Here is a 16,920-nt window from a genome sequence, read left to right on the forward strand (position 1 = left end):
CCCTACTTGATCAAATCAGACAGACTCAAGCCCGAGGCTCTTACATACAGGGCAAAGTCATCATACATCGCATCTTCGGCGATCTGCAGCGTATCCATGCCATATACAGTTTGAATGGCAGCCTTCCCATCGGGCGTCAGCATCAGATCAATGAATGCGCGCTGAATGACGCGGCGCATTTCAACCGGCAGTACATTTGAAAGAGAAATATTTTCATAGGGAATGATCTTTGGAACGCGCCAGAGAACGATCACCCGCTCCATCACATCGGCGTAATCTGCTTCAAGGATGGGTGACTCACGCGCATCAATGAACGTTGCACCGAAGTCACAAATATCCGCCGCATAGACGGCCCGCACCACATTCGGTTGACCTTCGAGGAAGGCCCCGTTTCCGGTCTGCGCCCGGGCCTGATTCAGCAATCCGAGCGGCACAACATACCCCTGAAGGAGACGTGTTATCGCTCCAGCAGGGTTTTTTGTTTTCAAGTTGTTTCAAGGCTTCCGCAGCCAGGGCGGTGGTGTTCTCATTCCGCACTGCATCATAAAAAGAAATAAGACCGCTCTCACGATTGGCAATGAATTGCGCGCCGTAAAAAGCCTGTCCCTCACGTACACTTGCCATCACCGCAGTGACCGAACGATTCTCACGCGCCAGCAGATACGCAAACGGTGAAAGGGAAGCGATATGCGCGTTGCCCCTGTTCAGCGCTTCAACCAGAGCAGTCTCTGACGCGGGCGCAACCGTCACAATTCGATAGCCTGTGCGTGATTCGATAAACGCGGCGATCAAATCTCCGGCGGTGATCATCTCATCGCTGGGGCGCGGGGAAACACCCAAAGCGAGGATCAATGGATTTTGTTCAGTACCAGGCTCGGCCGTAGGATGAGGCGTTTGTGTGGGGGTCGGCAGCTGTGTGGGAGGCAGAGCGGCTGTGGGCGTGCCTTGAATCAATTGAGCAGGAAATGTACATCCAAGAATTGCGAGGGAGAGTGTAAGTAATATTTTTTTCATTTGCAATATTGTATACGCTATAATAGGGAAAGTTTAGAAAGGAGTTTTATGAAAAACGCTTTTAGTACAATCATGTCGATCATTATTTTGGCAGTGCTGGCCGCCGGTGTATATTTTATCGTACAGACCGTGCGCGAGAGCGCCGCGGCAGCGGCAGATGCGGCAACGGCTCCGTTTCAGCAGGTGAATGAGGCCAATCAGGCACTGCAGACGCAGGTGGCGCAGATGATGAATCCCACGCCGACCATCATACCTGACCCGGTGACTTATATCAATGAGATCCGTGCAATTGCCCGCCTTGAGACCATTCAATACAGCATTGAAAAAGTGATCACTGCCGAAGTGGGACAGGGCACATTTGGTTTTTTGCTGGGCGATAAACTTTTATTTGTGGCGCACGGAATCGTGATCGCTGGTATCGACATGGAGAAGTTACAACCCACCGATATGCGTTTGGATAACGGCGTGTTGTTTGTAAAACTGCCCCCAACTGAGATCTTCATTGCCACGCTTGATAATGACAAATCCTATGTCTATGAACGCGATACCGGTTTGCTGACCAAGGCCAATCAGGATCTTGAAACGCTGGCGCGGCAGGCTGCGGAAGATGAGATCCGCAAGGCTGCGCTGGAAGATGGTATTCTAACGCACGGACAAACCAACGCGGAGGCGTATCTGCTTAAATTCTTTACCGCGCTTGGATATAAATCGGTGATCTTCGAACATTAGAATTTTCTGATATAAAAACACGCGGACTGAAAAATCAGTCCGCGTATTTTTTACGCCGATCTGGTTTGCGCAAATCATTCGCAGGCGGGCAGATCAGGGTGTGCAACTGACAGGGAAGGCCACCTGTGTGATCGATTCAGTTGGAGTGAGAATGTGAAGCTGGATCCAATATTCATTCGGGGCGGCAATTTGATAATAATCATTAAGAACTTTTTTTCCTGCCTCTTCAAAGACAAGCAGCCCTTCAGTAGATGAGACGCCCGTGCTGGCCTCCCAGCGCCAGGTCATGTATGTCGGCCCGTTGACAGTGACTTCGGCTTCAAAGAAAACTGTCTGCGGAAATTGTGAACAGTTGACGACGATGCGGGTCGGCTCCACACGCAAGCGGACATCGGTCACCTCGGGAATCGGAGCATTCACAACCGGGAGTTGATCCACCGCCCCTTGTGTTTCGGTTACGCCGGCAGAGACCCAGCACGTGCCGTTTGGATTGCCCGGGTCGCGAATGTACCACCAGGCTGATAATTCATCTCTGCCGATCACACGCGCAGAGACGCCCTGTCTGATCTCATTGATCAGTGCATACCCAACCCCGGGACCAAAGCGGCAGTTGACCAGGGTGTCTTTAATGGTCAGGGTCACATTCGCCAGCGTAGGCGTGGGGATGGTCGTAGGCGTAAAAACAGGACTCGATGTAACTGTGGGTGGGGGGAAAGGCGTGGCGGTCGGTTTTGGAGCTGTCAGATTGCAGGCTGCCAACAAAATAGAGAGAAGTCCTGTAAGCAGGACGTGGTGTTTCATGATTTCCTCCTTTGGAAATACCGGGCAACACAAACCCGGTTATATTTTTTACTCACTTGCTATATCATGATAACCCCGAAAAACAGGAATCGGAGTGAAGATTTTGAAAAAAGCCGGGATTAGTACTTTTGGTCAGGAAGGCTGTAACAGGACTTCCGTGGGGTAAGTGTTTTAGTACCTTTGGTCATACGGTAATCGATGCATGTGATGTATTATCAACTCAATAGACTTTATCAGTAATTAAAAAACTTTCCGAAGGCAGCCATATTGTCTAATATAAATAAACAGGAGAAAAAACTTAATGTTTAATTTTGGTAAAAAGCAGGACGATGATCCAAAGAAAGCTTTGGAAAAAGCAGATAACGCTTTGAACAAAGGTTTGATGGGTGCGTTGACCAAAGGCTTTATGGGCCAGGATTTCGTAGACAAAATGAACAACGCGTTGACCCTGGGGCAGGCAGCAATGGATGGCACGCAACAGGCTCAATGGGTTGCGCAAAATGGCATTGCAGCCGATGCCGAAGTGATAGGCGTGCAGGATACCGGCGCTACGATCAACAATAATCCCGTTGTGATGATGCAGTTGAAGGTGACCACTTCGGTCGGTACACAATTTGATACATCCGGACAAACCATGGTTTCACGAATTGCCGTGCCGCGCGCCGGTGACAAGATCAAGATCAAATACAATCCTGCTGATCCGACACAGATCACGGTACTGTAGATTTATCGGTAATTTTTATTGGTATGAAAATTTGAGCAGACTTCGGTCTGCTCTTTTTTATACCGGGCTCAATAATCCTTGAAAGTAAGACAGAATGAATGCAGCTTACCCGGTCTTTGCCGGCCGCTTAAGTCAGACCCCTGTTTTTGCCTCGCCGCTGGACAGGGGTCGATCTTTTAATTAAGGGAAGAGGGAAAAATTAAAAAAACTCTGTTTAACCATTATTCATGTCATGTTGTTTAAAAGCCAGCAGCAAGGTCTCCAGAATTATGACTACTGACTTTATAATTGCGAAAATTAATCCGCCTTTGCCAAAGGAGAATTTTATTATGGCACCTAATATCTTTATGAGTTATTCACGGCGAGAAGTAGGATTTGTAGATGACCTGACCCACAGACTCGAAAAAGCAGGTTTTAATGTCTGGCTCGATTATCGGCGTTTGATCCCAGGCACACCCTGGGCCGGACAAATTGATAAAGGCTTAAGGGAAGCAGAAGTTGTTTTACTGGTTGTCTCTCAAGACTCCATCGCATCCCAATTCGTAGAGTTGGAATGGCGGCATGTGCTGAACGATAAAAACAAACGCATCATCCTCGTCATCTTTGAAGCGTTAAAATTACCGCCTGAATTAAAAAACTATGAATGGGTGGATTTTCGCGGCAGCTATGAAGCAGGCATCAAAGAACTCATCGGGCAGTTAAACTCACCGATTCAAGAAGCGCATCCTGTTCCAGAAAGCGGATTCAAAGCCCCCTTCATTGTCTGGCTGACGGCCATGTTAAGTTGTGTCGTTGGTTTCTATTCCCTGTTTGCGATTTGGACGATTCTGCTGCCTGTCATTCTTATCCCGCTTGCATGGCGTGTCTTTAAGCGCAGCTACAATTTTGCGCAGGTTCAAACCGCCCTGTGGATGCTGCCCGTTGGCCTTCTGCTCAGCGGGGCGTTGATCATGGAGTTTTCTGATTTTAAATGTCGATACCATGAATATAGTCTGGTCATTTTTTTGGGGGGCGCAGGTATTCATCATTCCTGCGGTTGTCATCGCGCTGATCTTAATCTTACATTCACAGGCCATGCAGCGCTGGGGCAAGCCCGAAGCCAACATGCCAAAATTTGCCAATCGATATTCTCCAAATAACCCCAACCCTTCACCGATCAAGTTTTTTATCGATCACGCCCCACAGGATAAATTGTCAGCGGCGGATATTTCAAAGGGGCTGACCAAGTATCGGCACAGCCCCGCAGCGGATATTAAATCCGCACAGGCGGTCTTTGTGCTGATTTCCCGCTTCAAAACAGACACGGAAGCTGATCCTGAACAACAGGCAGTTTATCCCGTTTTGATTCAGACCGCGCAGCCTTCGGAAAAACTTTCGCATGTGCAATGGATCGATTTTCGCAAGGGCATTCGCAATCTCGATGCCCTCGCGCAGTTATTGCCCCAGCCTGAGAATATGCTGGCAGCATTGGGCGTGCGCCCCGCGAACGGAGCGCAGGTCATTACGCCGGGCATCATTACCACCATGATAAATTTTTTGCTCATTATCATCATCATGGGCTTTGGATCTCTTGCAACCTATCCCATCGAATTGTTAGGCAGCAACCTGATGGATATTCTCGGACAGAATATGGTTTCCATTGCCGGTATTATTTTTCAGCAGGCGTTATGCATGGCACTGGCTGGCGTTCTGATCTATTTTATGGTCAAAGCGCTCATCGGGCGGCAAGGCTGGCTTGCATCCATACCGGCCTTTCTCATGGCTCAAGGCATTTTGTTTCTGCTATTTGGCTGGCAGACCTATCAAGTGGCTCTTATGGACGATTTATTTCAAAGCAACGGCATTGTGTCAAAAGCTGTTTTTGCAGGCGTGCCCTTTATATTTTATGGAGTCGGCCTTTTCTTTGTAAACCTGTTCGCGCTCTTTCGCTTTGGAGATATCCGACGCTGGTTCCCTGCGAAGGCAAAAGGTTAAGAAATACTCATAAATAACGTGGTGCAAGCGTGGATATGACGTAGGGGGAGCGTTGAGCATGTTTGGGGAGAGAGGTGATAAAGTTAACCTCGTAAGACGTTTCTTCTTCTCCTCCTCCTCCTAGCAAATTGAAAGAGCCAGTGTTGGCGCACTGGCTCTTTCAATTTAATAATAGACCTCGTGCAAAATCTTTTTCGATAAACTCATACAATGACGGAAAATATACGTCACGTGACGGATAATCGCCGTCATAGGATTCACCCATCACCACCACAAACAACAGCGGACTTCTTTTACAAAAACACCGCGCTTGAAACTTTGAACTTCTCCGTTAGAAATCGAATCTGGCGGACATTCAACTCGCGTTTCGCCAACCACCATTGTGCGACCACCTTTTCCATCGCGTTCCCTCACCTGCCTTATTCTTCAACCTTGCCTGAATGGACGCCGAAGTGTTTTCAATTTGGGGTTTCATAGCAGACTCTTCAAATAAGGGGTTATCAGCTTTTCAACGCGATTGATCTTTGCGTACTCCAGAAGTTTATGTACATCCTGTTTTGGCTGGTTGACGTAATCCTTCAAGGCTTCCAGTGCGATTTCCTCCCCGATCCTTTTTCTGAACTTGAAACAATCCGTGATCGTTTTTTCGCGGCTATAGATTTTTACTTTCACGCCATCCAATACATACTCGTCCACACCTACAGAATGCAGGGAAGTCGTCACCCAAAATACTTCAAGGGGCGGATAGGCCATGCGTGGTCTGCCTGCGTTTTGAGGCAATGCGACATACACGCTATGCGGGATTTGAGTTGTGAGCTCATAAAAATATAGCGCGGAGATCAGGCATAGGACTCCCTTGGGCACAAGCAAGCTAACCTGAACCAGATCAGAGTTTCCCAACATTTCACGATCAGCCAGACGATAGATGCCGCGCGCCTCTCTGACCAGGTCGCCGCTCTGAACCATTTCATAGACAATATGCTCAGGAACGCCAAGCCGTATCGCTTCGGAGGCGCGCAGCAAGCCGTTATGTTTCTCAAATATTTTTTTGGAAGAAGCGTATTTCATATTCATCAAAGCTATTATACAAGAAAATCAATGTATTTTCAACAAAACTACATTGATTTTCTTTTTACCTTGTTTACTTTCGCCGCCGCTTTCGCTGGGACTTTCAACTCGTGTTCCCACACGCGGACTACTCTCCACCCTGCTTTTTTCAGTTCGCGATTTACAAATTTATCCCTGTCTTTATTCCCCTGTAATTTCTTCGCCCAGAATTCAGCGTTGTTTTCCAGAATTCAGCGTTGTTTTTTGGAAGATTCGAGTGTTTGGGCAATGGGCATCCATGCCAGAAATAAATTGGGCTTGCTTATCTCATAGTTTCACTGTATGCTATGAATTATTATTAGCAAAATCCTCACAAACAGAGGGACAATGAGACGAGAATATTATTCAGATACAATTTCCGATTTTCTCAAAAGAAACAATGATGAAATCCTTGGCAAGCTTGCGCAAGGCAATGATTTTGCGCTGGAACAAACTCAAAGAGATGCATGGCTAGAAGAAATCCGTATTCTGAAAAATGTTTTGCAAGGCTATAAAGGTTCTATTTATTTTGAGTATTCAATTCCTAGAATGGGGAAAAGAATTGATGTTGTTCTTGTCATTGGCTCAGTTGTCTTCGTTCTTGAATTTAAGGTAGGAGAAAAAGAATTCCCCTCTTATGCGATTGATCAAGTTTGGGATTACGCTCTCGACTTAAAGAATTTTCACGAGACAAGCCACGACTCTTATATTTCACCAGTTTTGATTGCTACGAACGCAAAGGCTAGTGCAGCAATCGTTGCTACAACTTTACATAATGACAAACTGCTTATCCCTATTAAATGCAATGGGGAACTATTGTCCCAAGTAATTATTGATGTATTAAAGTTTTCAGATGGAAACGAAATCAACCCCACAAAATGGGAAACTGGGCGCTATCAACCTACGCCCAGCATCATTGAAGCCGCAATGGCTTTATATAGTGGGCACTCTGTAGATGAAATTTCTCGAAGTGATGCTAGTGCAATAAACCTCAGTCAAACGTCTGATGCGGTTTCTGAAATTATTAAGTTTTCTAAGAAAAACTCTGTCAAATCTATTTGTTTTGTAACAGGTGTACCTGGTGCAGGCAAGACTTTGGTTGGTCTGAACGTTGCCACTAAGCACATCGACAAAGATAATGACCTTTATAGCGTTTTTCTATCTGGCAATGGACCACTTGTTTCCATTTTGCGAGAAGCTCAGCACGTGACAAAGTTAGTCGCGAAAAGAACGTGGAAATAAAGTAAAAAAGGGGAGGCCATGAGCGAAGTCAAGATGTTTATTCAAAACGTCCACAACTTTCGAGATGAAGGTTTGATTGACTTAAAAAACCGCCAATTGAACATGTTGCATTGTTCGATGAAGCACAACGTGCTTGGGATTTACAACAAACAGCTAACTTTATGCAACGCAAACGTGGCCAAGCTAATTTTCAAATTTCCGAGCCTGAGTTTTTAATTTCCTGCCTCAACCGTCACCCCGATTGGGCAGTTGTCGTTTGTCTTGTTGGCGGTGGGCAAGAGATTAACACCGGAGAAGCGGGCATCAGCGAATGGATCGAATCACTTGAGCGTTCTTTCAGTGATTGGCATATTTATATTTCTCCCCGCCTTACAGATAGTGAATATGGAACGGAGAAGGTTTTAGATAAAATCAAGGCACATAAAAACGTTACTTACAAAGAAGAATTCCATCTCTCTGTTTCTATGCGTTCTTTTCGCGCAGAGCATGTTTCTCTATTAATTAAACAAATTTTAGATTTACAACCTGAAGAAGCCCGAAAGACTTTAAGGGAAATCCAAGACAAATACCCCATTGTGATAACTCGCGACCTAACAAAAGCAAAACAATGGCTAAAGACTCAAGCCCGTGGCACAGAAAGATATGGGATTGTTGTCTCTTCACAAGCGGAAAGACTCAAACCGCACGCAATAGATGTGAAATCACCCGTTGACCCAATACATTGGTTTCTTGATGGGAAAGACGATGTAAGATCTTCTTTTTATCTTGAAGATGTTGTTACGGAATTTCAAGTACAGGGTCTTGAACTAGACTGGGCATGTGTTACATGGGACGCTGATTTTCGTTATGCACCAACTGGCTGGGATCATTTCTCTTTTGTAGGCAACAAATGGAATCGAATCAGAAAGCCTGAAAGACAAACTTACCTAAAAATGCTTACCGCGTTCTTTTAACACGAGCACGGCAAGGGATGGTGATTGTTATCCCACCTGGTGACAAAGAAGATCACACCAGAAATAGCAATTTTTACGATCCGATTTTTGAATATCTAGCAGAAATTGGTTTCGAGATCATCTAAACTTATCCATTGCATTGCCCGCTTTGAGCGGACTTTGTAAATTATCCCCGTGCGGGCCAACAGCGTGCGATCATGTCCACTGGAAAAGAGATCACAAAAACAAGGACACCGAGATTTTTTCTCAGAGTCCTTATTTTCCACCAGTCTTTTCAGTCATCAAGGCTTTCATCAAACCCATGCCTTTATATTTTCCGCGCAAACTGTGGATATACTCGCGGGTGATCGGCGTGATGATAATCTGCCTTGTTGCAGCATTCATATCAACTTGAAGGCGGGTTCCATCTTTAATTCCCAACTGCTTCCGAATTTCCGGCGGAATGACGCTCCGCCCTTTTGAATTGATAACAGATCCCATCACGGCTCCTTTCATAAATCTAGAACAAATCGATTAACCATTTTAACGCGAATGACACGAATTAGCGAATAGCGCGAATAAAACCATAAGAATTCGTAAAATTCGTACATTCGCAAATTCGCGTTCCAGCTTTTTAGCGTATCCATCCCCAAAGATTAATCTGTTGCAGACGATAAGTCTACACACTATGAGGTCGCACGGCTGCACCGATTAGTCCACTTTGGGCGGGCTTGGTAGCAGTAGCACGGGGATTTCATCCCCGTGCGGGCCGTCAGCGTGCGATCATGTCCGCTGGAAAAGAGATCGTCACTTGTGGGGAAAGTCAACTCACAGCACGGGCTTTGCAAATCACACCTGAAATTGGTTTCGAGATCAGCCAAACTTATTTATGACATTCCCCGCGTTACAAAATCGGCTGCGCCGATTAGTCCGCTTTGGGCGGACTTGGTATCAGTAGCGCGGGGATTCACCTCCGTGCGGGCCAACAGCGTGGGACATGTCCGCTGGAAAAGAGATCATCTCTTGCGGAGAAATCAACTCCCAGCACGGAGTTTGCAAATCACACCCGAAATTGGTTTTGAGATCAGCCAAACTTATTTATGATATTCCCCGCCCGACGATAAATCATCGGGCTACTATTACAAAATCGGCTGCGCCGATTAGTCCGCTTTGAGCGGACTTGGTAGCAGTAGCGCGGGGATTAATCCCCGTGCGGGCCGTCAGCGTGCGATCATGTCCGCTGGAAAAGAGATCTTGCGGGAAAATTATCTTCCAGCACGGGCTTTGCAAATCACACCTGAAATTGGTTTTGAGATCAGCCAAACTTATTTATGACATTCCCCGCCCGATGATAAATCATCGGGCTACTATTACAAAATCGGCTGCGCCGATTAGTCCGCTTTGAGCGGGCTTGGTAGCAGTAGCACGGGGATTCATCCCCGTGCGGGCCGTCAGCGTGAGATCATGTCCGCTGGAAAAGAGATCAACTCACAGTTAAGAATGAAGCGAGGAATCCCATCCACATCTGATGAAAAAAATTCATCATTCCTCATTCTGCATTCATCATTCTTCATCCCATCTGATACAATACGCCCCGACTATTCACCAATTATCAAATAACACTCACCAACTGGAAAATACTATGGCAAACGAATCTCTTGTAATTTACTCCATGAGCAAAGTGGGACGTCTCATCCCATCCAGCAACAAAATGATCCTGCGCGATATTTCGCTCGGCTTTTATTACGGCGCCAAGATCGGCGTGCTCGGTCTGAACGGCGCGGGCAAATCCACGCTGCTGCGCATTATGGCCGGCATCGACCATGACTACATCGGCGAAATTTCCGCGGCGAAAGGCTACTCGGTCGGGTTTCTCGAACAGGAACCAAAACTCGATGAAACAAAAACAGTGATCGAGGTTGTGAAAGAAGCGGTGGCTCCCATCGTCGAAATGCTCGCGCGCTTCGATGAAGTCAACGCCAAATTCGCCGAACCCGATGCAGATTTCGACGCGCTGGTCACCGAGCAATCCAAATTGCAGGAACAGCTCGACAAGCACGACGCCTGGAATCTTGATTCGCATCTCGAAGTGGCAATGGATGCTTTGCGCTGTCCGCCCTCGGATGCGCCGATCAAGATTCTTTCCGGTGGAGAAAAACGCCGCGTCGCGCTGACCCGCTTACTGCTCAGCGAACCAGACATTCTCCTGCTCGACGAACCCACCAATCACCTCGACGCCGAATCTGTGGCGTGGCTCGAACATCATCTGCGCGAATACAAAGGCACCGTCATCGCAGTCACGCATGACCGTTACTTCCTCGATAACGTAGCCGGCTGGATCCTCGAACTCGATCGCGGCTATGGAATTCCGTGGAAGGGCAATTATTCTTCGTGGCTCGAACAAAAAGAAAACAGACTCGCGCAGGAAGAGAAGGCCGAAAGTCAGCGCCAGAAGACTCTCATGCGCGAACTCGAATGGATTCGCATGTCGCCCAAGGCGCGTCAATCGAAAGGCAAGGCGCGCGTTACTTCCTACGAACAACTGCTCGGACAGGAAGCCGAAAAGCGCCGCGAAGATCTGGAGATTTACATCCCGCCCGGTCCGCGCCTCGGTGGCGTTGTCTTTGAATTTGAGAACGTCAGCAAATCATATGACGACCGCCTCATCCTCGACGGGTTTTCTGCCTCCATTCTTCCCGGCAGTATCGTCGGGATCATTGGTCCGAACGGCGCGGGTAAAACCACGTTGCTGCGCATGATCACGGGCAAGGAAAAACCGGATAGCGGCACGATCAAAATCGGTGAAACTGTCAAACTGGCATACGCCGATCAAACCCGCACCCTCGACCCTGAGAAAACTGTCTACGAAGAGATCTCAGGCGGCGCGGACTTTCTCGAACTCGGCAAACGCAAAGTCAACGCCCGTGGATACTGTTCCTCGTTCAACTTCGCAGGCGCAGATCAACAGAAGAAAGTCGGCGTGCTCTCCGGTGGTGAACGCAACCGCGTGCATCTCGCAAAGACCTTACCGAAGGCGCGAATGTCTTACTGCTCGATGAACCAACCAATGATCTGGATGTGAACACACTGCGCGCATTGGAAGAATCGATCGAAGAATACGCAGGCGTGGCCGTCGTCGTCAGCCATGACCGCTGGTTCCTCGATAGAATCTGCACCCACATCATCGCCTTCGAAGGCGATTCGGTTGCCAAAATGTACGTCGGCAACTGGTCCGATTACGAAGCGATGATGATCGAAAAGTTCGGGAAAGACCTGCAGCCGCATCGGGTGAAATATCGTCAGTTGAAGAGATAAGATATTGGGCGGGGCTGCGAAGCGTCCCGCCCTTTTTATAATCGTATTTTTCTAAACGGAATTATTTCCATGCCAAACCTGTTCAACCTCCAATGCCCCACCTGCGGCGCCAGCCTGCAAGCAGACGGCGAAAGCCGAAACATTCTCTGCAAACATTGCGGAAATAAATACCTGCTCGACCAAAAGATCGGGCAGATGAACGAAACTGAACGCGAGCAGCTTTCCCCAACGGTCACCTACGCCAACAAGCCGCAACAGTGGATCAAAGTCGCGGCGTATGATGTTTTCCTGCATAAATTTTCAGTGGAAAAAGCGGAGAAAGACTCTGTGCTTTTTATTGAGGTTGAATACGAGAACCAAACCCCCGACCCTTTGAAATACCGTCACGACCAATGGATCGTCTTTGACAAAACAGGCTACACCTATGAAGCCGTCAAGGATTTCTCACATCCGCACTTGTATAAAAAAGAAAAGATATATCTGGGGATGCATCGCACGCTCAACCCCGGTATGCGATTAAGAGGCTGGCTTGCATTTGTTCTGCCTCCATCCAGCATCATCGAATACCTGCAATTTTCAGCGGGCACACCTGCAAAAACCCTGGAATTCAGAATCTGATCTCGACAGCTTGTATTGCTTTACCAGAAAATATACGATTGTAAGAGCAGGGCTGCCCCCTGCTCTTTTTTCTTGTGGGGAACTTTCCCCGTTTTCAAACGTTTCATATCTGGAGATAACTTAAACATGAAAAAAATATTGCTTAATTCCATACTTCCCTCTATTTTGCTTTTGGTCAGCGCCTGTACAGGACAGGCTTCCACGCCGATTGTTTCACCGCCCGCCAATCAATATACCCTAACCGACCCGGCTGTTCCGCTTGAAATCTCAAACGGCAGCGAATTTTATATCGCGGTTCCATCCAACCCGTCTACTGGCTATCATTGGCAGGTGATGAATGATTGGGACCCGAAGGTCTTTGTCACCACCGGTACGTTATATCAAAGTACAAGTCCCGAAGGAATCGTGGGCGGCGGCGGGATGGATATATTCCTGTTTCAGGCAGTTGGGACGGGAGAAGCGGTCTTTACCATCGGCTATTTTCCGCCGGCCAATACAGACACCCCGGAACAGACTCTGACATTTACAGTGCAGGTAAAGTAAAACGTAAACACAGTACCAATATCCTATAAAGCAGCGGAACAAATACCTCGTGCAGTTTGTCTTTGAAGAAAGGAGAATGAAACCATGTTAAACAAATTTCTTAAAAGAACACCGCTTGTATTGCTTGCGCTGAATTTTATTGCCTGTTCCTTCATGACCCCTAAATCTGTTCCCTCAGCCGCAGATCTTGAAAAGGAGGAGCAGGCGGTTTATGCTTTTTTTGCAGGTGATGGTCCTGTTCTTATCATGCAGGAAACCAATACGAATATTTCAAAAGATAATCCCGAACAGTCTATTGAATATATAAAATCCGGCTTGAAAAACATCTCTCAGGAAACTCTGGATAGTTACCTCGACCGTAACGCGCAGCCTACCCTGCTTTCACCGGATATGGAGCTTGGCACAGAATACACACTTGTCACTGCTGATGATCTCTATGAAATTACGAGCCAGCCTAATTGGGGCGAACTTCTAAGTGAGAAATATCAAGACACGCACGGCTATATCATCTTCTCGCGTGTCGGATTCAACAGTACGCTGGATCAAGCTGTGGTCTACGTTGGCAGCGTAGCAGGGCCTCTGATGGGCGCTGGATTTTACTATTTGATGGAAAAGAAAAACGGAGATTGGGTGATTAAGGAGCAGGTCAACGTTTGGATTTCATAACTCAGGCTGCCTGACAGGATGAAAAAAAACAGGAGCGACCTCTGTGGTGGCTCCTGTTTTTTTATAAACACATGGGGATATAATCATCCAACGAGTAGACGTATTAAAAATATGAGGCTGCGAAAGTGTTTAATAAGGAGCAGGAATGCGAAATCTGGCTGAGGCCATACAAAGGATATTGATCGAACCATCTCCAAAAATCGTGGATATCGCACTGCGCCATAAATCACGGCTGCTTAATATCTTTTTGCTGCCATTAATTTTTGTTTTTCTGGGAGTGGATGGAGTGTATTACACCATAGTCCCGGGCTACACACCACCCTGGTATGGGTACATTTTTCTGGTCGGTGCATATCTGTTAAACCGGGCGCGCTTTTACCATACTGCGGCTTTTCTAACCCTTATCATGTTTCCAATCGTGATATTCACAAACATTATCACAGGAGGATCGGTACATCCGGAACTGACTCTTTATTATTTGATCCCCGGTCTTATTCTTGGCGGAATTTTATTATCCATGCGTACCACCGCCATTTTTGCGCTGATCGAAATTATCGTGATTCTCTCGATGCCTATCATTGTGCCGGGAATTTTTCTGGAGATCGAATCGATCATTGGTCCCGCTTCAACCCTGATGATGAGCGCGGTGCTGGTATTGGTATCCATATGGTTTCGCAATCAGGTTGAAAAAGACCGTCAGGAAAACTTAAGGAAGGCCGAGGAAAAATATCGTCACATTGTCGAGAATTCCATTAATGGGATTTTTCAAAGCACAACCGACGGGCATTTCCTGAATGTCAACCCTTCCAGGGCGCGCATGTATGGCTACGACTCTCCCAAAGACATGATCCAAAATGTGACCAATATTTCCACGCAGCTCTATGTCAACCCAGATCACAGAAACGCGCTCCAGCGTTATCTCACTGAAAACGAAAAGGTCATCGCCTTTGAATCGCTTGACTATCGCAAGGACAAGTCCAAAATATGGGTCTCTGCGAACATTCAGATCATCCGTGACAAGGAAGGAAACATCCAATATTACGAAGGATCCGTTGAGGATATTTCCGTCCGCAAAAACATGGAGGCAGATCGCAGCCGCGCCGAGGAGGCTTTGCTCCAATTCAGAAATGTATTAAATGAATCCAACGACGCCATTTTTTTGATCGACCCGCAAACCAGTCGTTACATTGATTTTAACGAAACCGCCTGCAAAAAACTTGGGTACAGCCGGGAGGAATTGATCCAGCTTGGCGTGGTGGATATCGCGCTGCACATCACAGACATCAATACATGGAAGGAAAGAGTCGCTCTCGTACGCAAGAAAGGCGACCTTATCTTTGAATCCGTTTACTGCCGAAAAGATGGGACAACATTCCCGACAGAGATCAGCGCGCGCATGTTGGATTATGGTGACGAGAAAATCATGGTCGCAAATGTGCGTGACATCACCGAACGCAAACAATCTGAAAACGCCCTGCCTGAAAGTGAAGCGCGGCTTCAAGCCTTTTTCAATCAGTCATTGGATGGTTTTTTCTTCAGCATGTTCGATAAACCCCAAAAATGGGACGATACGATTGACAAGGAAAAAACCCTGCACCATATTTTTACAAACCAGCATTACACAGAAGTAAACAATGCCATGCTCAATCAATACGGCATGACCCGCGAAAAATTTACCAGCCTAACCTCCAGTGACGTTTTTGCGCATGATCCACAACAGGGGCTTCAACTGCGCCGGCAATTGTTTGACAAAGGCAATTTACATATAGAAACGTATGAACGCAAGAACGACGGCACACCCGCCTGGTTTGAGGGCGAATATGTGTGTCTTTACGATGAACAAAGATACATCACCGGCTTTTTTGGCATTCAACGGGATATTACCAAACGTAAACAGGCGGAGATCGAACGCGAACAACTGATCCACGAGCTTGCCATCAGAAACGCAGAGTCTGAAACCATGCGCGAAAGTTTCGCCACCATCGTAGGCACATTTGAATTCTCCGAGATCATTCAGCACATTCTCGATCAGATCAAACGCGTCATCCCCTATGACAGCGCCTCCGTATGGAAATGGGAAAACGGCAGACAGAAATTCATCACCGGCCGCAACCTGCCAGCCATGATTGAAGATGCGAACATCGAGTTCATTGACGATGAAACAAACTCCGCCCTGCCAATCCTCAAGGGAGATGTCCCCTATATACTAAACAACAACGTCCAAGAGGAGCTCGCAGATTTTAAAGATGCGCCGCATACCTATGTCAACTCATGGCTGGCCATTCCGTTAAGAACACATGGAAAGATCACAGGCCTGGTCGCGCTTGACGGCAAAGAGAAGGATCAATTTAACCAGCATCACGCCGAACTGGTCGTTACCTTTGCGAATCAGGTTGCGATCGCATTGGAAAACGCGCGCTTGTTCACCGAACTTCAAAACGAATTGTCCACCCGCGAGAAACTCATCAAGGAGCTTGAATCAAAAAACACCGAACTGGAACGCTTTACCTACACCATCTCACATGATCTAAAATCACCACTGGTCACGATCAACGGTTTCCTCGGTTATCTAAAAGTGGACATGGTCTCAGGCAATTCAGATCGGGTATTAACAGATATTCAGCGCATTCAAGATGCGGTGGATAAAATGCATTTACTACTCAAGGAACTGCTCGAACTCTCGCGCATCGGACGTATCGTAAACCCGCTGGAAACGGTTCCTTTTGAAGAACTGATACGCGAAGCTCTGGAAATTGTCCACGGACAACTTGAAGCGCGAAGAGTAACGGTTCAGACTCAGCCAAACCTGCCAGCCATTTATGGAGATCGTCAGCGACTGATAGAAGTCCTGCAAAACCTGATAGACAACGCCGCCAAATATATGGGAGATCAACCTGCCCCATCCATTGAGATCGGTCAAAGCGGCGAAGAGGATGGCCGGCTCATATTCTTTATCAAAGACAACGGCATCGGCATTCATGCCCAATACCACGAGCGCATCTTTGGCCTCTTCAACAAACTCGACTCCAAGTCAGACGGCACCGGCATTGGGTTGGCTCTTGTAAAACGAATTATCGAAGTCCACGGCGGCAGGATCTGGGTGGAGAGCGAAGCGGGAAAAGGAGCAACATTTTTCTTTACCCTTGCTCATGGTGATTCTTTGCCGGCCTGATCAGATTTCCGCCACAAACACGAATACCCCAGAGTGTGTACACACCAGTCCCCTTGCCGCAAGAATTAAAACAAAAAACAGCCCAATCAACAGGCTGTTTTACT

The 16,920-nt window shown here is 47.2% G+C and carries 15 protein-coding genes and 1 pseudogene; 11 read left to right on the forward strand and 5 right to left on the reverse strand.

Features of this window, described 5'->3' with window-relative positions:
- Positions 1-2: 2 nt before the first annotated feature.
- Positions 3-434 carry a PhnD/SsuA/transferrin family substrate-binding protein gene (locus IPL71_RS19320; RefSeq protein WP_345324468.1) on the reverse strand — a complete coding sequence of 144 codons (432 nt, stop codon included), beginning with the start codon at positions 432-434 and terminating at the stop codon, positions 3-5.
- A complete protein-coding gene (locus IPL71_RS19325; RefSeq protein ID WP_345324469.1) occupies positions 328-1,014 on the reverse strand; it encodes a phosphate/phosphite/phosphonate ABC transporter substrate-binding protein in 687 nt (228 codons plus the stop codon). The genes IPL71_RS19320 and IPL71_RS19325 overlap by 107 nt, the downstream gene beginning before the upstream one ends.
- 48 nt (positions 1,015-1,062) lie before the next feature.
- Between IPL71_RS19325 and IPL71_RS19330 the strand changes: the two genes are divergently transcribed.
- On the forward strand, positions 1,063-1,743 hold the full coding sequence (locus IPL71_RS19330) for a DUF4230 domain-containing protein (RefSeq protein ID WP_345324471.1): 681 nt from the start codon (positions 1,063-1,065) through the stop codon (positions 1,741-1,743).
- A 93-nt stretch (positions 1,744-1,836) separates the two neighbouring features.
- Here IPL71_RS19330 and IPL71_RS19335 read toward each other — a convergent pair whose 3' ends face one another.
- Positions 1,837-2,544, reverse strand: coding sequence for an SH3 domain-containing protein (locus IPL71_RS19335; RefSeq protein ID WP_345324473.1), 708 nt, complete (start codon positions 2,542-2,544; stop codon positions 1,837-1,839).
- Between the two features lie 301 nt (positions 2,545-2,845).
- Here IPL71_RS19335 and IPL71_RS19340 point away from each other — a divergent pair, with 301 nt between their 5' ends.
- Both IPL71_RS19340 and IPL71_RS19345 read left to right on the forward strand, forming a co-directional pair.
- Positions 2,846-3,268 (forward strand): DUF3592 domain-containing protein, encoded by a 423-nt coding sequence (locus IPL71_RS19340; protein WP_345324475.1) that lies wholly within the window; start codon positions 2,846-2,848, stop codon positions 3,266-3,268.
- A 329-nt stretch (positions 3,269-3,597) separates the two neighbouring features.
- Positions 3,598-4,407, forward strand: coding sequence for a toll/interleukin-1 receptor domain-containing protein (locus IPL71_RS19345; protein WP_345324477.1), 810 nt, complete (start codon positions 3,598-3,600; stop codon positions 4,405-4,407).
- Positions 4,408-5,713: 1,306 nt separating this feature from the next.
- Here the strand turns inward: IPL71_RS19345 and IPL71_RS19350 are convergent.
- Entirely contained in the window at positions 5,714-6,310 is a 597-nt protein-coding gene (locus tag IPL71_RS19350) for a type IV toxin-antitoxin system AbiEi family antitoxin domain-containing protein (RefSeq protein ID WP_345324479.1), read from the reverse strand.
- A gap of 366 nt (positions 6,311-6,676) precedes the next feature.
- On the opposite strand from IPL71_RS19350, the gene IPL71_RS19355 reads away from it, so the two are divergent.
- Both IPL71_RS19355 and IPL71_RS19360 read left to right on the forward strand, forming a co-directional pair.
- Complete coding sequence (locus IPL71_RS19355; RefSeq protein ID WP_345324481.1) at positions 6,677-7,570, forward strand: DNA/RNA helicase domain-containing protein; 894 nt, start codon at positions 6,677-6,679, stop codon at positions 7,568-7,570.
- A 110-nt stretch (positions 7,571-7,680) separates the two neighbouring features.
- Positions 7,681-8,523 carry a DNA/RNA helicase domain-containing protein gene (locus IPL71_RS19360; RefSeq protein ID WP_514130819.1) on the forward strand — a complete coding sequence of 281 codons (843 nt, stop codon included), beginning with the start codon at positions 7,681-7,683 and terminating at the stop codon, positions 8,521-8,523.
- Between the two features lie 255 nt (positions 8,524-8,778).
- On the opposite strand, the gene IPL71_RS19365 is transcribed toward IPL71_RS19360, so the two are convergent.
- Complete coding sequence (locus IPL71_RS19365) at positions 8,779-9,003, reverse strand: AbrB/MazE/SpoVT family DNA-binding domain-containing protein (protein WP_345324483.1); 225 nt, start codon at positions 9,001-9,003, stop codon at positions 8,779-8,781.
- 230 nt (positions 9,004-9,233) lie between these two features.
- Here IPL71_RS19365 and IPL71_RS19370 point away from each other — a divergent pair, with 230 nt between their 5' ends.
- The 6 genes and pseudogenes from IPL71_RS19370 to IPL71_RS19395 all read left to right on the forward strand — a co-directional run bounded on the left by IPL71_RS19370 (position 9,234) and on the right by IPL71_RS19395 (position 16,816).
- A complete protein-coding gene (locus IPL71_RS19370) occupies positions 9,234-9,395 on the forward strand; it encodes a hypothetical protein (RefSeq protein ID WP_345324485.1) in 162 nt (53 codons plus the stop codon).
- Positions 9,396-10,144: 749 nt separating this feature from the next.
- Positions 10,145-11,817, forward strand: a pseudogene (gene ettA / locus IPL71_RS19375) (energy-dependent translational throttle protein EttA).
- Between the two features lie 69 nt (positions 11,818-11,886).
- Positions 11,887-12,435, forward strand: coding sequence for a zinc ribbon domain-containing protein (locus IPL71_RS19380; RefSeq protein WP_345324487.1), 549 nt, complete (start codon positions 11,887-11,889; stop codon positions 12,433-12,435).
- Positions 12,436-12,561: 126 nt separating this feature from the next.
- Entirely contained in the window at positions 12,562-12,978 is a 417-nt protein-coding gene (locus tag IPL71_RS19385; protein WP_345324489.1) for a protease inhibitor I42 family protein, read from the forward strand.
- An 84-nt stretch (positions 12,979-13,062) separates the two neighbouring features.
- Entirely contained in the window at positions 13,063-13,644 is a 582-nt protein-coding gene (locus IPL71_RS19390) for a hypothetical protein (protein ID WP_345324491.1), read from the forward strand.
- A gap of 145 nt (positions 13,645-13,789) precedes the next feature.
- Positions 13,790-16,816 carry a PAS domain S-box protein gene (locus IPL71_RS19395; protein WP_345324493.1) on the forward strand — a complete coding sequence of 1,009 codons (3,027 nt, stop codon included), beginning with the start codon at positions 13,790-13,792 and terminating at the stop codon, positions 16,814-16,816.
- Positions 16,817-16,920: the final 104 nt, after the last annotated feature.

The organism is Candidatus Villigracilis proximus, assembly GCF_016717045.1.
In the GTDB taxonomy this organism is placed as follows: Bacteria; Chloroflexota; Anaerolineae; order Anaerolineales; family Villigracilaceae; genus Villigracilis; species Villigracilis proximus.

Excerpts from the sequence above, each read along its gene's own strand:
- IPL71_RS19340 (WP_345324475.1), top strand. The coding sequence starts at position 2,846 with ATGTTTAATTTTGGTAAAAAGCAGGACGATGATCCAAAGAAAGCTTTG.
- IPL71_RS19395 (WP_345324493.1), top strand. The coding sequence starts at position 13,790 with ATGCGAAATCTGGCTGAGGCCATACAAAGGATATTGATCGAACCATCT.
- IPL71_RS19335 (WP_345324473.1), bottom strand. The coding sequence starts at position 2,544 with ATGAAACACCACGTCCTGCTTACAGGACTTCTCTCTATTTTGTTGGCA.
- IPL71_RS19380 (WP_345324487.1), top strand. The coding sequence starts at position 11,887 with ATGCCAAACCTGTTCAACCTCCAATGCCCCACCTGCGGCGCCAGCCTG.
- IPL71_RS19365 (WP_345324483.1), bottom strand. The coding sequence starts at position 9,003 with ATGGGATCTGTTATCAATTCAAAAGGGCGGAGCGTCATTCCGCCGGAA.
- IPL71_RS19355 (WP_345324481.1), top strand. The coding sequence starts at position 6,677 with ATGAGACGAGAATATTATTCAGATACAATTTCCGATTTTCTCAAAAGA.
- IPL71_RS19390 (WP_345324491.1), top strand. The coding sequence starts at position 13,063 with ATGTTAAACAAATTTCTTAAAAGAACACCGCTTGTATTGCTTGCGCTG.
- IPL71_RS19330 (WP_345324471.1), top strand. The coding sequence starts at position 1,063 with ATGAAAAACGCTTTTAGTACAATCATGTCGATCATTATTTTGGCAGTG.
- IPL71_RS19345 (WP_345324477.1), top strand. The coding sequence starts at position 3,598 with ATGGCACCTAATATCTTTATGAGTTATTCACGGCGAGAAGTAGGATTT.
- IPL71_RS19325 (WP_345324469.1), bottom strand. The coding sequence starts at position 1,014 with ATGAAAAAAATATTACTTACACTCTCCCTCGCAATTCTTGGATGTACA.
- IPL71_RS19350 (WP_345324479.1), bottom strand. The coding sequence starts at position 6,310 with ATGAAATACGCTTCTTCCAAAAAAATATTTGAGAAACATAACGGCTTG.
- IPL71_RS19385 (WP_345324489.1), top strand. The coding sequence starts at position 12,562 with ATGAAAAAAATATTGCTTAATTCCATACTTCCCTCTATTTTGCTTTTG.